The organism is Nibrella viscosa, assembly GCF_039541875.1.
Taxonomy (GTDB): domain Bacteria; phylum Bacteroidota; class Bacteroidia; order Cytophagales; family Spirosomataceae; genus Nibrella; species Nibrella viscosa.
The window spans coordinates 910,222-925,865 of the sequence record NZ_BAABHB010000001.1; the positions used below are offsets into that span (position 1 = coordinate 910,222).

12 protein-coding genes are annotated in these 15,644 nt (G+C 52.3%); 7 read left to right on the forward strand and 5 right to left on the reverse strand.

Features of this window, described 5'->3' with window-relative positions; translation table 11 throughout:
- Positions 1-161 precede the first annotated feature (161 nt).
- Positions 162-3,287 (reverse strand): leucine-rich repeat protein, encoded by a 3,126-nt coding sequence (locus ABD931_RS03900; RefSeq protein WP_345264146.1) that lies wholly within the window; start codon positions 3,285-3,287, stop codon positions 162-164.
- A 195-nt stretch (positions 3,288-3,482) separates the two neighbouring features.
- Here ABD931_RS03900 and ABD931_RS03905 point away from each other — a divergent pair, with 195 nt between their 5' ends.
- The 3 genes from ABD931_RS03905 (at position 3,483) to ABD931_RS03915 (ending at position 6,826) form a co-directional block, all read left to right on the forward strand.
- On the forward strand, positions 3,483-4,634 hold the full coding sequence (locus ABD931_RS03905) for a glycoside hydrolase family 5 protein (protein WP_345264148.1): 1,152 nt from the start codon (positions 3,483-3,485) through the stop codon (positions 4,632-4,634).
- A gap of 11 nt (positions 4,635-4,645) precedes the next feature.
- Complete coding sequence (locus ABD931_RS03910) at positions 4,646-5,551, forward strand: LysR family transcriptional regulator (RefSeq protein ID WP_345264150.1); 906 nt, start codon at positions 4,646-4,648, stop codon at positions 5,549-5,551.
- A 66-nt stretch (positions 5,552-5,617) separates the two neighbouring features.
- On the forward strand, positions 5,618-6,826 hold the full coding sequence (locus tag ABD931_RS03915) for a threonine synthase (RefSeq protein WP_345264152.1): 1,209 nt from the start codon (positions 5,618-5,620) through the stop codon (positions 6,824-6,826).
- A 6-nt stretch (positions 6,827-6,832) separates the two neighbouring features.
- Here ABD931_RS03915 and ABD931_RS03920 read toward each other — a convergent pair whose 3' ends face one another.
- Both ABD931_RS03920 and ABD931_RS03925 read right to left on the reverse strand, forming a co-directional pair.
- Positions 6,833-7,942 carry an acyltransferase family protein gene (locus ABD931_RS03920; RefSeq protein WP_345264154.1) on the reverse strand — a complete coding sequence of 370 codons (1,110 nt, stop codon included), beginning with the start codon at positions 7,940-7,942 and terminating at the stop codon, positions 6,833-6,835.
- 712 nt (positions 7,943-8,654) lie between these two features.
- Complete coding sequence (locus ABD931_RS03925; RefSeq protein WP_345264156.1) at positions 8,655-10,211, reverse strand: S10 family peptidase; 1,557 nt, start codon at positions 10,209-10,211, stop codon at positions 8,655-8,657.
- Between the two features lie 80 nt (positions 10,212-10,291).
- Here ABD931_RS03925 and ABD931_RS03930 point away from each other — a divergent pair, with 80 nt between their 5' ends.
- Both ABD931_RS03930 and ABD931_RS03935 read left to right on the forward strand, forming a co-directional pair.
- The gene (locus ABD931_RS03930; protein ID WP_345264158.1) at positions 10,292-11,599 is read left to right on the forward strand and encodes a DEAD/DEAH box helicase; all 1,308 of its coding nucleotides are present in this window, start codon (positions 10,292-10,294) and stop codon (positions 11,597-11,599) included.
- A 92-nt stretch (positions 11,600-11,691) separates the two neighbouring features.
- Positions 11,692-12,171 (forward strand): ankyrin repeat domain-containing protein, encoded by a 480-nt coding sequence (locus ABD931_RS03935; RefSeq protein ID WP_345264160.1) that lies wholly within the window; start codon positions 11,692-11,694, stop codon positions 12,169-12,171.
- A gap of 60 nt (positions 12,172-12,231) precedes the next feature.
- Here ABD931_RS03935 and ABD931_RS03940 read toward each other — a convergent pair whose 3' ends face one another.
- Complete coding sequence (locus ABD931_RS03940) at positions 12,232-12,960, reverse strand: SDR family oxidoreductase (RefSeq protein ID WP_345264162.1); 729 nt, start codon at positions 12,958-12,960, stop codon at positions 12,232-12,234.
- 214 nt (positions 12,961-13,174) lie between these two features.
- Here ABD931_RS03940 and ABD931_RS03945 point away from each other — a divergent pair, with 214 nt between their 5' ends.
- Together ABD931_RS03945 and ABD931_RS03950 are read left to right on the forward strand one after the other, a co-directional pair.
- Entirely contained in the window at positions 13,175-13,696 is a 522-nt protein-coding gene (locus ABD931_RS03945) for a GNAT family N-acetyltransferase (protein ID WP_345264164.1), read from the forward strand.
- Between the two features lie 46 nt (positions 13,697-13,742).
- A complete protein-coding gene (locus tag ABD931_RS03950) occupies positions 13,743-14,507 on the forward strand; it encodes a cupin domain-containing protein (protein ID WP_345264166.1) in 765 nt (254 codons plus the stop codon).
- A 7-nt stretch (positions 14,508-14,514) separates the two neighbouring features.
- On the opposite strand, the gene ABD931_RS03955 is transcribed toward ABD931_RS03950, so the two are convergent.
- Positions 14,515-15,603, reverse strand: a complete 1,089-nt coding sequence (locus ABD931_RS03955; protein WP_345264168.1) for an alginate O-acetyltransferase AlgX-related protein — start codon at positions 15,601-15,603, stop codon at positions 14,515-14,517.
- Positions 15,604-15,644: the final 41 nt, after the last annotated feature.

Below are 15,644 nucleotides of genomic sequence, written 5' to 3' on the forward strand. Positions count from 1 at the left end.
GGGAGACAGCCAGCAGCCGATGGATGCCATTGATAAAGCCATAATGCGGGTAGCCATCGGGAGCGGCCGTATTCTTGAGCTTCAGACGTTGCTCTACGCCGGCCTGAACAGGCAAAAACAAAACGCCTTAACGAGTTGGTCGTGTCGCCCAAGTCACTTTCTCACAAGAGCTTCATCTTCTCCTCCAGCTCATTGATCACCAGATTCCAGCCTGCATCATTGTCGGGGCGACCGATGCTGATTACATTTTTCCGGATCTCTCCCGAATCGTCGGTTTGCTGAAATTGTGCCAGATCGGTGCGCTGCCAGCCGCAGGGCTGGAGTTCGATGAAAAAAAATTTGGACCTGCTCTCCTCCATCTGTCTTATGGCCAGCGGAATTTCGGTTTTCATGATATATTCGGTAGCCAGAAAGTCGGGGCTGAGCAGGAAGATGATCACGTCGGCGTTTTTCATTTCGTACCGGATGGTGTCATCCCATTTGGAGCCGGATTCGATCATGCGGTCGTACCAGGGATCGATAATGCCGTTTGATTTCAGGATCTCCAGGTGCGTAACAAACCGCCGGATGAAATCGGCGTTCCTGGACGAGTAGGAGATAAACAGCTTTTTGGGCAGTTTCTCAAAGTCCATAAGGTGTTTAAAGTCGTTTACGCTGAAGGTTCTGCCGTTTTTGGTAAACGAAAACCGCTTGTTTTTAACTTCGTCGCGGAGGTACGCTACATCAAAAAACTCGCTGCTGTTGACAGAGATTTCCTTGCTGACAGTCCAGCCTTTGTTAAGTTCATCCAGTGTGACTTCGATCTCGCGCTCCAGTCCGGATTTACGGAAGGGGGTCATGGTCCAGATATTGACAATGCCCATTGTTGTATCCTTTCGTAGTTCAACAAACACCATCTCTTTAGCCATACCGTCTCCCCGGCTGACGATGATGCCGTTGCGCCAGAACGGGAAGTTACGGACCCCGGCCGAGGTATCGATACTGGCTCCTTTCAGGTACTTGGCGAACAGATTCAGCAGCAGCGTTTTGTGGAAGTAAGCCCGGTACAGATAGCGCATCGGGTTATGGGTAAAGGCATTCAGAAAAAACGCCACCGACGGATCGGGCTTTACCGGCAGAAACTGCGGAGCCAGAAATTCGGTATCGTTGATTTTCAGAATCGAGTTGTTTCGGAGCAACAGTGCCAGCACGTCTTCATGGTTTTCAATACCTTCGACCTGGTTCTTCTGGAAAAAACCTTTGTCGTTGCCCCGTTTGGCTACGTCCATAATGGCTTTTATCAGGTCGTTCAGCCGGTTAATCTGCGTAAACACCACGCCATCCTCTTCGGCGCGTTTGTCGTAGAAAACGATGCCGATGGAATTCATGATCTGGGCGATGATCTGCGCGTTCTCCAGGGTGAACTCCACTGCCGGATCGTCGATGATGGTCTGGCATTCGGCCCGAAAATCAATCAGCGAAATGGCCCGGAAGGGTTGCGGCTGATTCAGGTAATACTCAATGATGCGGTACTCGAACTCAATCAATTGCCGGCCGGTGAGGTTCAGGGCGTTCAGATAGTCGGTCAGCACCTCAAACAGAATGCCGGTGCGTTTTTGCTGCGTCAGCGACATGTTAAAAAAGCCGACTATGTTGGGGTACCGTTCCGCCAGGGTTTTCTGATCCAGCCGGCCTTCTTCCAGGTCGATCTTGTTTTGCAGGACCAGTACAGGTGCTGAGTTGCCCGATCTGGGTGTTGCCTGACCCGATGCCTGATAGGAGGGCCGGAACTTATCAATCAGGTTGTAGTTGATCGACTCCAGCCAGTAGTCGAGCGGGAAGTTTTCGTAAATCAGGGCATCCAGCTGGTTAGGAACTGTTTCGGGTTCTTCGGAATAGCGGTTGGTGGCGGTATCCCACAGCAGCATATAGGCGGTATCATGCGAATAATACATGCGGTGCGAGTCGTGGTAATAGTCCTGACCGCCGAAGTCGAAAATATTCACCCGCATCTGCTCATCGAATTTGGCGGGTAGAAACGGGGCATCCCAGCGCTGAATATCCAGCAGATGTGTGGAGTTATGGGTAGGCGTCAGGGAACGCCCCCGCAGAAATTCACTGAAATTGGTTTTTCCTACTTTGCTGTTGCCGACCAGAATGAACTTGACAATTTCGAGCTTGCGGGTGCCGTAGGTTTTCGCATCTTTAAAGTACTTGAGCACCGCCGTCCGGCCTTTTTCGATTACCTCAATAGACGGTTCTGCCAGCGTTGAATTGTCTTTTATGAAAATACCCTCCTCGGTATCGTCGTAGCTGTAGTGCAACGCTACTTTCAGACCCCGGTTGATATGCCCCAGCAGCGGCTTTATTGATACAATCTGGTTGTTGGTCAGCGTAATGCGCTTCAGGTTGGGGAGTTGGCTAAGTTCATCAATGCGTTTCAGCCGGTTATGGCCGATATAGAGCGTATGGAGGTTCTGGAGCGGGGTGATACCAGCGAGGCTGTCGATCTGGTTCGACGATAAGCCCAGGGTTTTCAGGGCGCTGTTCTGGTCCAGATTTTCGATCCGGCTAATTTTGTTGTACTCCAGATCCAGTACCTCCAGGCTGGTCAGAGCCTCCAGATTTTCGATTCGCTCCAGTTCATTGGATGTGATGCTGAGTACCCGGAGCTTCGTCAGCCTGTCCAGGTTCTCAATTTTCCGGATGGCGTTGCGGTCAAGATACAGTTCCGTTAAATCGGGCATATCGAGCAGATCGCGCGGAATCGCCGTCAGGTTACACTCCATGAGTTTCAGCGTGCCGGTCGGGGTTTCTTTTTCTCGCCGGATGAGGGTCAGGGCCTTACTGTTCTGCTTAAGCTGCGCAATGGCGGCCAGAGCGTCGGCTATTTCGGTATAGGCATCTTCCGGGTTCGGGTATTCGCCGACGGGTTTTCCAAACCGGGGCAGCGCCTGAAAATCGGCAATGGGTGTTTGGTCCCAGGCGCAGCGTTCCAGGATAATCGGAATTACTTTAATGGTTGGATCGTTCCGGCCCCGTATCAGGATTTCCTGCAACTCCGGATCTTTCCGGGTCGACTGCAGGTAGTTCTCCGATACCAGCAGCAGGTATACATCGGCCTGCTGCCGGATTTCGTGTAGTTTCTGCACCCACACATCACCCGGTTGCAGGTTTTCATCCGAAGTAAAGCGGATGTTGTGCTCCGTGTTACCTACGTGTCGTTCCAGTTCCTGCTTATACGTGGCGTCGCGGTGCGAGTAAGAGATAAAGACCTGGAAGGGCGGAGTTTGGTCAGCCAGTTTCATAGCGCAGATTGGGTAAGGCTTAGGATGGGAAAAATTTAGTAAATATTCTGCAGCATGCGCCTAACCGACAGAAAAAATGCGGCACGAGGGGATTTTACGTCCAGCGCCCGGAACCTACTATCTCTTGTCCAGCGCAAACAGACATGAGTAGTGCAGGCGGGGAATGGCCTTTGTTTCCATGAAATATCTACCTTCATGCAACGAAGAACCTTTGTTAAAAATACCGGTATGCTGGCGGCCGCCGTGACGGCCGTCGGCGCCAATGCGTTGGCCGTATCTCCATCGGCGCAACCACTCGCCAAAAACAAACTGCCCAAATGGAAGGGCTTTAACCTGCTGGACTTCTTTTCGCCGAACCCGGCCGGGCAGCGCATCAAAACCACCGACGAGCATCTGAAATGGATACGCGACTGGGGCTTCGATTTTGTCCGGATGCCGATGGCCTACCCCTCATACCTGAAATTTGACCGCAGCCGCAACATTACGCCCGAGGAGGTGTATCAGATTGATGAACAGGCCGTAGACCGGATTGACAACCTGGTGCAGATGGCGCATAAACACGGGCTGCACGTGAGCCTGAACCTGCACCGGGCACCGGGGTACTGCATCAACGCCGGTTTTCACGAACCCTACAATCTCTGGACCGATAAGGCCGCGCTGGATGCCTTCTGCTTCCACTGGAACATGTGGGCGAAGCGGTACAAAAATGTATCGCCCAAAAAGCTGAGTTTCGACCTGCTGAACGAGCCCAACATGCGGGAGGATATGAACGACCAGCACTCCAAAAGTAGCCCGGTGCCGGGCGAGGTCTACCGCAAAGTAGCCATTGCCGCATCAAATGCCATCCGGAAAGAGCACAAAAAAGCGCTGATTATTGCCGACGGCAACCGGGGCGGCTCCAGCGTGGTGCCCGAACTGGCTGACCTGAACATTGCCCAAAGCTGCCGAGGCTACAATCCGGGCATTATTTCGCACTACAAAGCACCCTGGGCCAACAAAGACCCCGAAAACCTGCCGGAGCCCCACTGGCCGATGCAGATGGGTGACCGGTATCTGGACCGCCAGATGCTGGAAGCCTTTTACCAGCCCTGGATTGAGCTGGTGAACAGTGGGGTAGGGGTACACTGTGGCGAGTGCGGAGCCTGGAACAAAACCCCGCACGATGTATTTCTGGCCTGGTTCGGCGATGTGCTGGATATTCTGTCGACCAACGGCATCGGCTTTGCCCTCTGGGAGTTTATCGGTTCCTTCGGCATCCTTGATTCCGGCCGCACCGATGTCGCCTACGAAGACTGGTACGGCCATAAACTGGACCGCAAGCTGCTGACGTTGCTGCAACAGGCGTAGAAATTCTCCTAATGATATCGTTGCGACATCAGATTTTTATGGAAGTGGCCCGGCAGTTAAGCTTTACCAGGGCCAGTCAAACCCTGTATATCAGCCAGTCTGCGCTCAGCAAACAGGTGAAAGCGCTGGAGCACTTCTATAAAACGGCCCTCTTCGAGCGGCATGGCTCCTCTATCAGTTTAACCCCCGCCGGGCAACTGCTCTTCCAGAAACTGCACGAAGCCAGTTTGCTGGAGCAGGACCTCCAGTGGCAACTTCAATCGCTGAATGAGTCTTTCCAGCCGAACCTGAAACTGGCCATTGGTGCCAGCACCACCATCACGCTGTATGTGTTGCCCCCGATCCTGTCGGCTTACCTGCGTCAGTTTCCGGGCCGGCAGGTACATGTGCTAAACCGGAACTCCAACAATATTCAGAAGGCCTTGCTGGAGCACGAAATCGATGTCGGTATCGTCGAAGAACTCCCACGGGTGAATACCATTGTCTATACGCCCTTTATCGAGGATCATGTGCTGGCGGTCTGCTCCAAACAGAGCCCGTTGAAAGACCAGCGCTTAACCATCGCCGATTTGCCTGCCATTCCCCTGGCTTTGCGGGAATTTGGCTCAGGTACGTTAGCGGCCGTCGATAAGGAATTAGACCGGCATGGCCTGGGGCAGGATCGGCTACAGGTCATTATCCGGCTGGGAGGGACGGAAGCCCTCAAGAATTTTGTGCTGGCCGATACCTGCCTGGCGTTCTTACCCAGACGGGCCATCCTGCGGGAACTGGCTTCTGGCGATCTGGTTGAATTGCCCATCGAAAACGTAATCCTGAAACGCCGGTTCCATTTTATTCAGCGACAGGGCACGGAAAACAACCCGCTAATCCGTGAATTTATCCGGTTTACGCAACGGCAGTATTCCCAAAAGGAATAATTCATCTCCAAACGATGGTTGACAGGCCCGGCGTTTTTGCAGAATTTGCACCAAACTCAACGCAGCATGAACGCTATTTCCACGGCCTCCCGTCTGATTGATCTGCAATGCAGCCAGTGTGGACGTCCACATCCGGCTTCCATCCTCCAAACCGTATCGACCTGCTGCCAGATGCCCCTGCTGAGCCGGTATGCGCTGTCGGGCACCTGGTCGAAAGACGAACTGCACCACCGCCCCAAATCGCTTTGGCGGTATGAAGAGGTTTTGCCGGTGCTGCAGCCGGAGAATCAGGTCACCTTGGGCGAAGGCTTTACTCCGATTCTGGCGTTACCCAGGCTGAGTAACCAGTTGGGTATGGCCCGGTTAAGCCTCAAAGATGAGGGTCTGAATCCAACAGGTTCGTTTAAAGCGCGGGGGATGAGCGTCGCCATTTCAAAAGCCAAAGAGTTGGGGCAGGAAGCCTGCATTGTGCCCACAGCCGGAAACGCCGGGGTGGCTATGGCCGCGTATTGCGCCCGCGCCGGTTTGCAGGCCGTGGTGGTGATGCCACGGCATACGCCGGCTGCCTTTCAAGAAGCTTGTGTGGGGTATGGCGCAGAGCTATTGCTGGTAGACGGCCTGATCAACGATTGTGCGGCACAGGTGAAAACGTTGAACCAGACCGGCCGGTATTTCGACGTATCGACCCTGAAGGAGCCCTACCGACTGGAAGGCAAAAAGACAATGGGTTATGAACTGGCCGAACAGCTCGACTGGCAGCTACCCGATGTAATTATGTATCCAACGGGGGGCGGTACGGGCCTGATCGGCATTTGGAAGGCATTTATGGAGATGCGGCAGGTAGGCTGGCTCCATCCAAAGCAGCCGCTGCCGAAACTGGTGGCGGTGCAATCGCAGAACTGCTGCCCCGTGGTAGATACGTTCCGGGGCCGGCAGGCCAACAGCAAGCAGTATGTTGGTACGCCAACGATTGCCAACGGCCTGGCCGTGCCGCGACCCATCGGCGAACCGTTGATGCTGCAGGTTTTAGCCGAATCGGGCGGAACCGCTATCGCCGTTTCGGAAGAAGACATCAGACAGGGAACTCAGCAACTATGGCGGGAAGAAGGCATTTGGGGAGCCCCCGAGGGCGGAGCCTTACTCACGGCAACGCAACAGCTCCTGGAGCAGGGTTGGTTACAGCCGCATCAGCATGTGTTGCTGCTGAATACCGGCGCTGCGTACCTGTATCAATCTGCGTTGACAGGCGGGTCGGATACGCTCGTCAGCAGATAAGGCTGATTAAATACGACTTGGATAATATTTGTTTCTGATTTGTAAGAAATATTTTTCGACCCTATACGTCATCAGAATGCCAGCCAGAATGCTAAGGGAGGCCGCTGTAACGAAGAATAGATAAGCGCTAAAATTGGCTTCATACAACTGAAAATTAATAAAAACCTTTGTAGAAAGGTATATAGCAAATGTATGAATAATATATATTGAATAAGAACAATAACCAATCAGGCTTACCATGTTGACAATTTTTTGGGTAAATATCTTGTCTAATAACGTATTGATATTTTTCTCCATCAGAAAGAAAGTTAATATACTTCCGAACGACATATAGAGTAAGGTAAATCCAATAGTTTTAGCGAAAAATGAAGGTAAGGGCTCAATGAAAGGTGTCCAGAGTAATCCGAAAAAAGCAAATGCCAGTAATTGGCGTCTATAGGCCTCGAACTTTTTCTCAAAGCACTCGAATCGGAAGAAATACAGGTAGGCAATCAGGACTCCCATTAAAAGAGAATCTATTCTGTAATGAGTAATGGTAAATAACTTTGTGGGTTCTTCAGGGAGATAGATATTAAAAGCAAGTCTTAAAACGAAACAAATAATTAATATGGTAATTATAATATGCTGAAAAGAGAATAGGGTATTTTGTGTTTGTTCGTTAATGGCAAGCTTAAGCCACTTTTTTTTCTGACTAAGCCAAAGAAGAAAAATAAAGCTTAGGTAAAAATGTTCTTCTACGGCCAGTGACCATAATGCAGCTTGAGCATAGCCCCAGCCCCATACATAATTTTGGGTAAACGTAATGTCTGCTAAAAAACCTAAGAGGTTAAATCGGCCTTCGAATAAAATAATAAACAGATACGGCAGATAAAATAAATAGTAAATGGGGTAAATTTTGAAACCTCTCCGAATTAGAAATAATTTTGCTGAAATATTTCCGTGTTTTATATACTCCTTAAAAAGTATTCCTGATATTAAAAATCCGCTCAATACAAAAAATAAGTCAACGCCAATCCATCCTAAATTTTTTGTAAATGTAAATAATGGAATATGTCTGAAAAGAACTAAAAGGATGGCAGTGCCTCTCAAAAAGTCAAGTTCTCTTAGTCGATTCATCCCTTATAGTTATAGTCATTTTGGTAATAACGAACAGATAGCTGGTAAAATTAGTTAGGGAGTTTGGCGAAAACGACCTTCCTGTACTACCTGTAACCCCTGGCCGAATCTTACTGGCGTCGGTGGTTACAAAAAGATACCAAAAGGTTTACCTACTTGTCTGGCCGATAGCTTCAGGCTGCAAAATAGCAGCTACTCCCCGAAAATTAGTAATAATTTGTGTCATTATTCCTACTTTACCCAATTGTGTACCCCTATACCTCCTGTACGCTTGTCCATTAGCGTTGTGGGTAGCGGTCATTGTCTTGCAATACGTTGCGCATTACCTTGATTAGGGGAGCCGGCCTACCTGGTACGTTGGCCCGCAACCGGAGCCTGCTGACTGGTGAACAAATCGGTAAACATACCCTTGAGAATGGAGGTGTTTGGGGGAACTCGCGAGCAGTGAATTTATGGCGTTGTTGGGGGGAGCGCATGGGTATCGACCTGTCATTGCCCGGCCAATCGTGAATAAGGGTTGAATATATACGTGGTGCCGGTTTACTCATCGTTAGAAAATATAGCCTGGATGCTCTCATAATCGGGAGCTATTGGGCTTTTGAGATGGCTTTGTTGCATGGCTCATTTGGTAAAGCCGCTACGTGACAAATACGGTTTAACGACTCCAGGGTACCTCATTAACGGGAGCCTTGCAACAAAGCCGATTTTTATTTTATTTTCCCTCTGTATATTTCGCCGGTGTGCTGTTCTTCGGAATGGTTTTCTGGATGAATTTGCGCAGGTTTTCGTTGCTGGAGGCCAGGTCTTCTTTGCGCAGGTACATCATGTGGCCGCTGCGGTAGCCTTCCCAATCCATACGGTCTTTCAGCTTGCCGCCGGCGTCCATCTGCCAGAGGTTGTATTTGGCATTGAAGTAATCACAGGCCCCGTCGTAGTAGCCCGATTGCACCAGTACGTGCAGGTAGGGGTTCTGGGCCATCGCCTGCCGCAGGTTTTCGCCGGTGCGGTTGTTGCTGTTGTCCCAGGGCGAAACCGGGCCAAACATGTAGTATTTCAGGTCGGTCTTGTAGTTGAGTTCTTCCCGCATAAACAGGTTGATGGCGGGCGTAAAGGAGTGTAGCCAGGAGGTTAGCTCAGCGTTGTAGTCGGGTGCCAGGCCGGCATCTTTACTGTCCATACCCAGGTAGCGCGAGTCGAGCCGGCCTACGGTTTGGCCCCGGTCGCGGAGGAGTTCTTTCCAGAAGAACTGGGTGGGCACATCCAGGTTCTGCTGCAGCACGGCCTTCTCCGACAGTCCTGAGTAGCGGGCTATTTTGGCGGCTATTTCTTTCCGCTTCTGGTCGTTCAGCGCACCACCCATTGCCAGCGCGGGCAGGTATTCGCCAATGGTAAAGTTTTCGACTTCGGGCAGCACTTCAGTCAGGTCTTTCTTCTGCAAATCGGGCGGCAGCATTTTGTGAAACCAGGCCGTGGCGGTAAAGTAGGGGAGTTTCAGGGCTCCCCGTGCCGGACCGGCGCGGTCGATGCCCAGGTCGGTGGGAGACACCAGCACCACGCCGTTCAGGTACATCCAGTGGCTGTTCTGGAGTTCCAGCGCCAGCCCCGACACCCGCGTGGTGCCATAGCTTTCGCCGATCAGGTATTTGGGCGAAGCCCAGCGATTGTAGCGGCTCACAAAGGTGTTTATCCAGTCGGCCAGGTATTTGATATCCTGGTTCACCCCAAAAAACAGTTTGGCCGCCGGTACGTCTTTATTGGCGGGACGCGAGAAACCGGTATTTACCGGGTCGACGTACACAATATCGGCCACGTCAAGAATCGAGTGCGGATTGTCTTTGATGCCGTAGGGTTGAATGGGATAGCCCTCGTCATCAACTTTCAGGATGCGCGGACCGGTGTAGCCGATCATCATCCAGACCGAGGCCGTACCGGGGCCGCCATTAAACGAAATCACCAATGGGCGGGCCGAGCGGTCGGTTACGTCGGAGCGTTCGAAATAAGTAAAAAACACCCCGGCTACCGGTTTGCCTTCATCGTCCCAGACCGGAATGGTGCCGGCGGTGGCTTTGTAGGGCACCCGCTGACCTTTGATGGTGACCTGGCCGTTGGTGACCACCTGTGCGTCGAGGTTCAACATGCGGCTTTTGGCGGGTGTTAGCGCAGTTTCGTCTTTGGCAGCCGGTTTATCGTTGCCGGCGGCTGGTTTTTGGGCGTAGGTGCCGGAAAAGCTCAGGCAGCCGGCCAGAGCGAGGAGGATTAGGTTGTTCATCGATACAGTAGTACGTTTGCCAAAACGGCTCACGAAATTTAGGTGGGTACTTTTCGGGTGAAGATAAATAAATTTGCGGAATGCAAACCAGCCAGATATTAGCCAATTTAGGTATTGCGGCCCTGAACCCGATGCAGGAGGCTGCCCAACAGGCCATTTTACAGGATACCGACACGTTCCTGATTGCCCCCACCGGCTCCGGTAAGACCCTGGGCTTTCTGCTGCCCATTCTCCAGCTTATCGAACCAAATCAAGCTGGTGTGCAGTGCCTGGTGCTGGCCCCCTCGCGGGAACTGGCGCTCCAGATTGAACAGGTCTGGCGCAGGATGGCAACGGGCTATAAAGTCAATGTCTGCTACGGCGGGCACCCGATCGCGGTCGAAGTCCAGAGCCTTAGCCAGCCGCCGACGCTGCTGATCGGCACGCCCGGTCGCATTGCCGACCATCTGGATCGGGGTACGGTCGATCTGTCGGCGGTGCATACGCTGGTGCTGGATGAGTTCGACAAATCGCTGGAATTTGGTTTTCATGATCAGATGGCGTTTATCGTGGAGGGCCTGAGCCGTCTGCGCAAGCGGGTGCTGGTCTCGGCTACGGCCGGGGTACGGATTCCGCCTTTCGTCGGCTTACACTCACCTACTAAACTGACGTTTACCCGTGAGGAAGAAACTGGCGGCTTAACTATGAAACGGGTGCTGTCGGAGGAAGCCGATAAGCTGACGACGCTGTTTCACCTGCTTTGTTCGCTCAACGGCGAAGCGGCCCTGATTTTCTGCAACCTGCGGGAAACAACCGAGGAGATCAGCCAAACATTGAAACAGAAAGGGCTTTATATCACGTTTTACCACGGCGGCATGGAGCAGCCGGACCGCGAACGCGCCCTGATCCAGTTCCGCAACGGCAGCACGCCCTATCTGGTCACCACCGACCTGGCGGCCCGCGGACTGGACATTCCTGAAATGAAGCACGTCATCCATTACCAGTTGCCGCTGCACGAGCACGAATTTGTGCACCGCAACGGCCGCACCGCCCGTATGCATGCCTCCGGTACCAGTTATGTGCTGCTGCTGCGCGATGAGCCACAACCGCCGTACCTACCCGAAGCCATAGACGAGTTACCAGTACCCACCCAAAATGCCTTACCGGAGCCGCCGGCGTTTGTAACGGTGTACATCAGTGGCGGCAAAAAGAACAAGCTCAACAAGGTGGATATTGTCGGTTTTTTCTCTCAGAAAGGTGGGCTGGAAAAAGAAGACCTGGGCCTGATTGAGGTTAAGGATTTTATCTCCTTTGCAGCCGTTAAACGAAGTAAAGTAAGCGACCTGCTGGTCCGCATCAAAGGCGAAAAGATGAAGGGGCAGAAGTATAAAATTGAATTGGCGAGGTAGTTTATTGGTTGACTGGTCAACTGGTTAATTAGTTGACTGGAAAACCAGCGAACTAATTAACCAGTTAACCAATGAACTAATCAACCAAAGACATGTCATTTTACTCCATTGATCCTGCCATTCTCCTGTTCGATGCGGCCCGCAAAGGCGATACCGAGTACCTCAAACAACAAATTGAGGCCGGTACGGATATAAACATCCAGGACGCCAAAGGCTTCACGCTCTTAATTATTGCCGCTTACGACGGCCATCTGGAAACTACCCGCCTGCTGCTCGACGCCAACGCCGACGTAAATGCCCAGGACGCCAGCGGCAATACCGCCCTGATGGGTGTCAGTTTCAAAGGCTACGCGGAGATTGCGCAACTCCTGCTGGAGCGCGGGGCCGACGTGAACCGGCAGAACGGCAATGGCGGCACCGCCCTGATGTTTGCCACCATGTTTGGCCGCAACCAGCTCGTCAGACTCCTGCTCGAACACGGTGCCGACCGCTACATCCGCGACCTGCGCGGGCAGACCGCCCACGACATTGCCATGATGCAGGGAAATGAGGAAGCATTGACGATTCTGTAGTTGAGTAGTTAAATGGTTCATTGGTTACCTGGACACCCTGCGAACCAGTGAACCATTTAACTACTTCCCCGGCCTTGACGGGCGCACTTCAATCTTGCTCGGGAGCGTGCGGGGGTGCATCCGGAGAATGTCCACTACCAGACGGCCGATGTCTTCGGGCTGGATCTTCCAGGCGTCTTTCTCACTGGGTTCGTGGTTGTTAAAGTGTGTAGCAACTGAGCCGGGCATTATTGTGCTCACCTTAATACCCGAACTGCGCAGGTCGAGCATAACAGCCTGTGTAAAGCCCACCAGACCGAACTTGCTGGCGTTGTAAGCGGAGCCGTTTTCGAAGAAGTTGGTGCCGGCCAGGCTGGCAATGGTAATGAAGTAGCCCTCCGTTTCTTTCAGGGCGGCAATAGTAGCTTTGGCGCTGTAAAACACGCCTGTCAGGTTAATGTCTATGGTTTCGTGCCACTGCTCCGGTGTCAGCTCCTGGATGGGGGCGAAGTGGCCCACCCCGGCATTGGCGATGACATAATCCAGCCGGCCCCACTGCTCTAGAATGGTATCGACTGCCCGTTGCTGCGATTCCAGGTCCCGAACGTCGGCTTCGATACCGAGGGCGGTGGCCCGGTCGGCCTGGGCCAGATGGATGTTGTTGAGTTTACTGGCCGCTTCGTCCGCAGCCTGCTGGGAGCGGCTGGTAATGGCGACGTTTACCCCTTCTTTGATCAGTACTTCGGCTACGCCGTAGCCAATGCCTTTGGTGCCGCCTGTGATGAGGGCTGTTCGTCTGATGTCTGCCATGAGTTGGTTAACTGGTTAATTGGTTGACTGGTTAAAATGGCCACACTCGCGCATGGTAGGCGCAGGTGACCCTTAGGATAACGGTTGAGGTGGATGAAGGTTTACCGGTCGGATACAATCCGGGGACTGCCTGGCGGTCTCCGGTTGGAAAGCAGACCGAAAATGAATAGACTTGCAGGACGCTCGATTCTAGTTACATTTGTTTGTTTGCCGCATGATTACCTACCGCCAGGCCTTACCTACCGATATTGAGCTCATTGCTCAACTCCACGCCAGAAGCTGGCAGCATGCCTACCAGGGCATCCTGACGGATGCTTTCCTCGGCGGTGCAATCCTGGACGATCGCCGTGCCGTGTGGCAGGAGCGCCTGGCCACTCCTGCCGACAACCAATATATCCTGACGGCCGTGGAGGATGACAAACTTATAGGTTTTGTCTGCGTATTCTGCGATCACGACGAGCAATGGGGTTCGCTGGTGGATAATCTGCACGTCAGCCGCGAACTGAAAGGGCGCGGTATCGGCACCGAACTGTTACGGGGAGCAGCGCGCTGGGTAAGACAAACCAGTGTACACCCGAGCCTGCACCTGTGGGTGTTTGAACAGAACCTGGCTGCCCGGCGCTTTTACGCTTACTTAGGTGGCGAACCGGTGGAACAGACCGTTAAAAACAATCCGGGCGGAGGAAATGCCGTGTCGCTCCGCTATGTCTGGCGAGACACAGCCGTGTTGGTTTAAACATACAGGCAATTGATAAATTCAAACAAAGTTACCCGTTACTCAAATGATAAAAGCTGTTCTGGCCCTTCTGTTCGTAAGCTTGCTGCCATTGCCCTTGTTGCCGTCCATCCAGTCCAACGTGTATGTCTGGCGGGAAATCCCGGTCATCCGGAAGCCAACATCCGACCAGCGGCTGATTCTGGAGGGAGAAACCCGGGACTTCCGGCACATGGAGGTTCATGCCACCACGTTGCCGGCCCGTCAGGCTCCGCACCCGGCCCACAAACACGATGACGAAGAACTTATCATTGTTAAAGAAGGCGAGCTGACGGTTACCATCGAAGGCAAGGCCAAAACGCTCGGTCCCGGCAGCGTGGCCCTGATGCTGCCCGGCGATGAACACGGTTTTGAAAACAAAGGCAACACCCCGGTCACCTACTACGTCATGCGCTACGCATCCAGAGAGCCGGTAGATCTGGAGCGCGGCCATAAAGCGGGGGGGTCGTTCTGGATCGATTGGAAGGATGTTGCGTTTACTCCTCACGACAAAGGTGGTATCCGGCGGATGTTCGACCGGGCCACGGCCATGACCAAACGCTTTGAGATGCACGTCACCACCCTCAATCAGGGCTTGTGGAGTCATCCGCCCCACACCCACCGGGCCGCCGAAATTCTGCTGATGGTGGTCAATCACTCGCAGGAGAGCATCGACGGTAAACTGTATCCGGCCACTACCGGCGACCTGATCTTCCTGGAATCCAACGTGCCCCACGCCCTGCAAAATACCAGCCAGGGCACCTGCACATATTTTGCCTTTCAGTTTGAATAGGCTATGATCACTCCGGCGAGTGCTCTATATCCTGCGCAATCAGATTGCGATTTGGAATGATCTTGACCAGGGAGTCGGCCAGTATCTGCGCGGCAAATTCGTTACCGGCTATGTTCCAGTGAGAATCAGACGGTTTATACAACTGCTGATCGGGAATGGCATTCTTAAAGGCTTCATAAAAGTCGATGTACGAAATTTGGTTCTCGCCAAGCCGCTGCGTGAGCATGCGGGTCGGGGTTAGCACATTATAAGGGAGCCTGCTGGTTTTGGGAAAGTATTCGGCAATTATGTCCTGTTGCAGTCGCTCGTCTACCTGAAGTTCGTCGGGGATGATGGTCACGATAAATTTTGCTCCATGCGCTTTGCAGTAATCGCGGGTGCTCAGCAGTATACCGACCGTACCTTCAAAGAGTCCATTGTTTCCGCCCGGAAACTCACCGTTTTCAGGAACATGATACTGCCACGAGTCCAGCCGCTCTTTTTCAATACGCAGATACTCTTTACGCACAAAGGTGTCGCAACTGTCACAGTATGGCTGATGACCGGCAAAATCCTTTACTTTCCAGGCTACCTTATAGATATAATTTAGGGCCGTCAGCATATAGGAATGGCGGAACCACGGTTTTCGGGGAACGTCGAAGTCATTGCCAATAAAAAAGGACAGCAACACCAGGTCGGGTTTCAGATCCGCTCCTTCTCTGGTTAAGATCGTGTAGTAATCTGATGGATTGGTTTGTGATATTCCCATGTTAAACACCTTTACCTTGCCAAGCCGCTGCTTTAGTTTGCTCTCCAGTTTGGTCAGAAACGTGTGATTTTGTGGTACAATTCCAAACGTAAATGAATCCCCCAGGCCTATAATGCGGTAATCGTCGGGCTCGGCAATGAACTCAGTATCATTGAAGCCCCCCGAATTGAGGGTATACCCATAGAGAACAACGTGCGGCTTACCACGATAGCGGTTGTAGGAGCCATCGTAAAAAATATGTGAATCGGCGAAATAGTTAAAAACCCGAAGTACAACTTCCCCCAGTATAAAGGTAACAGCGATCAATATAACGCCAATCGTTATCCCGAATCTTAATTGCCTGACCATAAGGATACGTTTTAGTGAACGATGTAGTATACACGTTTTTT

What these genes read in the sequence shown, in the direction of transcription:
- ABD931_RS03930 (WP_345264158.1), top strand. Translation starts at nt 10,292, where the DNA reads ATGCAAACCAGCCAGATATTAGCCAATTTAGGTATTGCGGCCCTGAAC.
- ABD931_RS03925 (WP_345264156.1), bottom strand. Translation starts at nt 10,211, where the DNA reads ATGAACAACCTAATCCTCCTCGCTCTGGCCGGCTGCCTGAGCTTTTCC.
- ABD931_RS03920 (WP_345264154.1), bottom strand. Translation starts at nt 7,942, where the DNA reads ATGAATCGACTAAGAGAACTTGACTTTTTGAGAGGCACTGCCATCCTT.
- ABD931_RS03940 (WP_345264162.1), bottom strand. Translation starts at nt 12,960, where the DNA reads ATGGCAGACATCAGACGAACAGCCCTCATCACAGGCGGCACCAAAGGC.
- ABD931_RS03950 (WP_345264166.1), top strand. Translation starts at nt 13,743, where the DNA reads ATGATAAAAGCTGTTCTGGCCCTTCTGTTCGTAAGCTTGCTGCCATTG.
- ABD931_RS03915 (WP_345264152.1), top strand. Translation starts at nt 5,618, where the DNA reads ATGAACGCTATTTCCACGGCCTCCCGTCTGATTGATCTGCAATGCAGC.
- ABD931_RS03935 (WP_345264160.1), top strand. Translation starts at nt 11,692, where the DNA reads ATGTCATTTTACTCCATTGATCCTGCCATTCTCCTGTTCGATGCGGCC.
- ABD931_RS03910 (WP_345264150.1), top strand. Translation starts at nt 4,646, where the DNA reads ATGATATCGTTGCGACATCAGATTTTTATGGAAGTGGCCCGGCAGTTA.
- ABD931_RS03900 (WP_345264146.1), bottom strand. Translation starts at nt 3,287, where the DNA reads ATGAAACTGGCTGACCAAACTCCGCCCTTCCAGGTCTTTATCTCTTAC.
- ABD931_RS03945 (WP_345264164.1), top strand. Translation starts at nt 13,175, where the DNA reads ATGATTACCTACCGCCAGGCCTTACCTACCGATATTGAGCTCATTGCT.
- ABD931_RS03905 (WP_345264148.1), top strand. Translation starts at nt 3,483, where the DNA reads ATGCAACGAAGAACCTTTGTTAAAAATACCGGTATGCTGGCGGCCGCC.
- ABD931_RS03955 (WP_345264168.1), bottom strand. Translation starts at nt 15,603, where the DNA reads ATGGTCAGGCAATTAAGATTCGGGATAACGATTGGCGTTATATTGATC.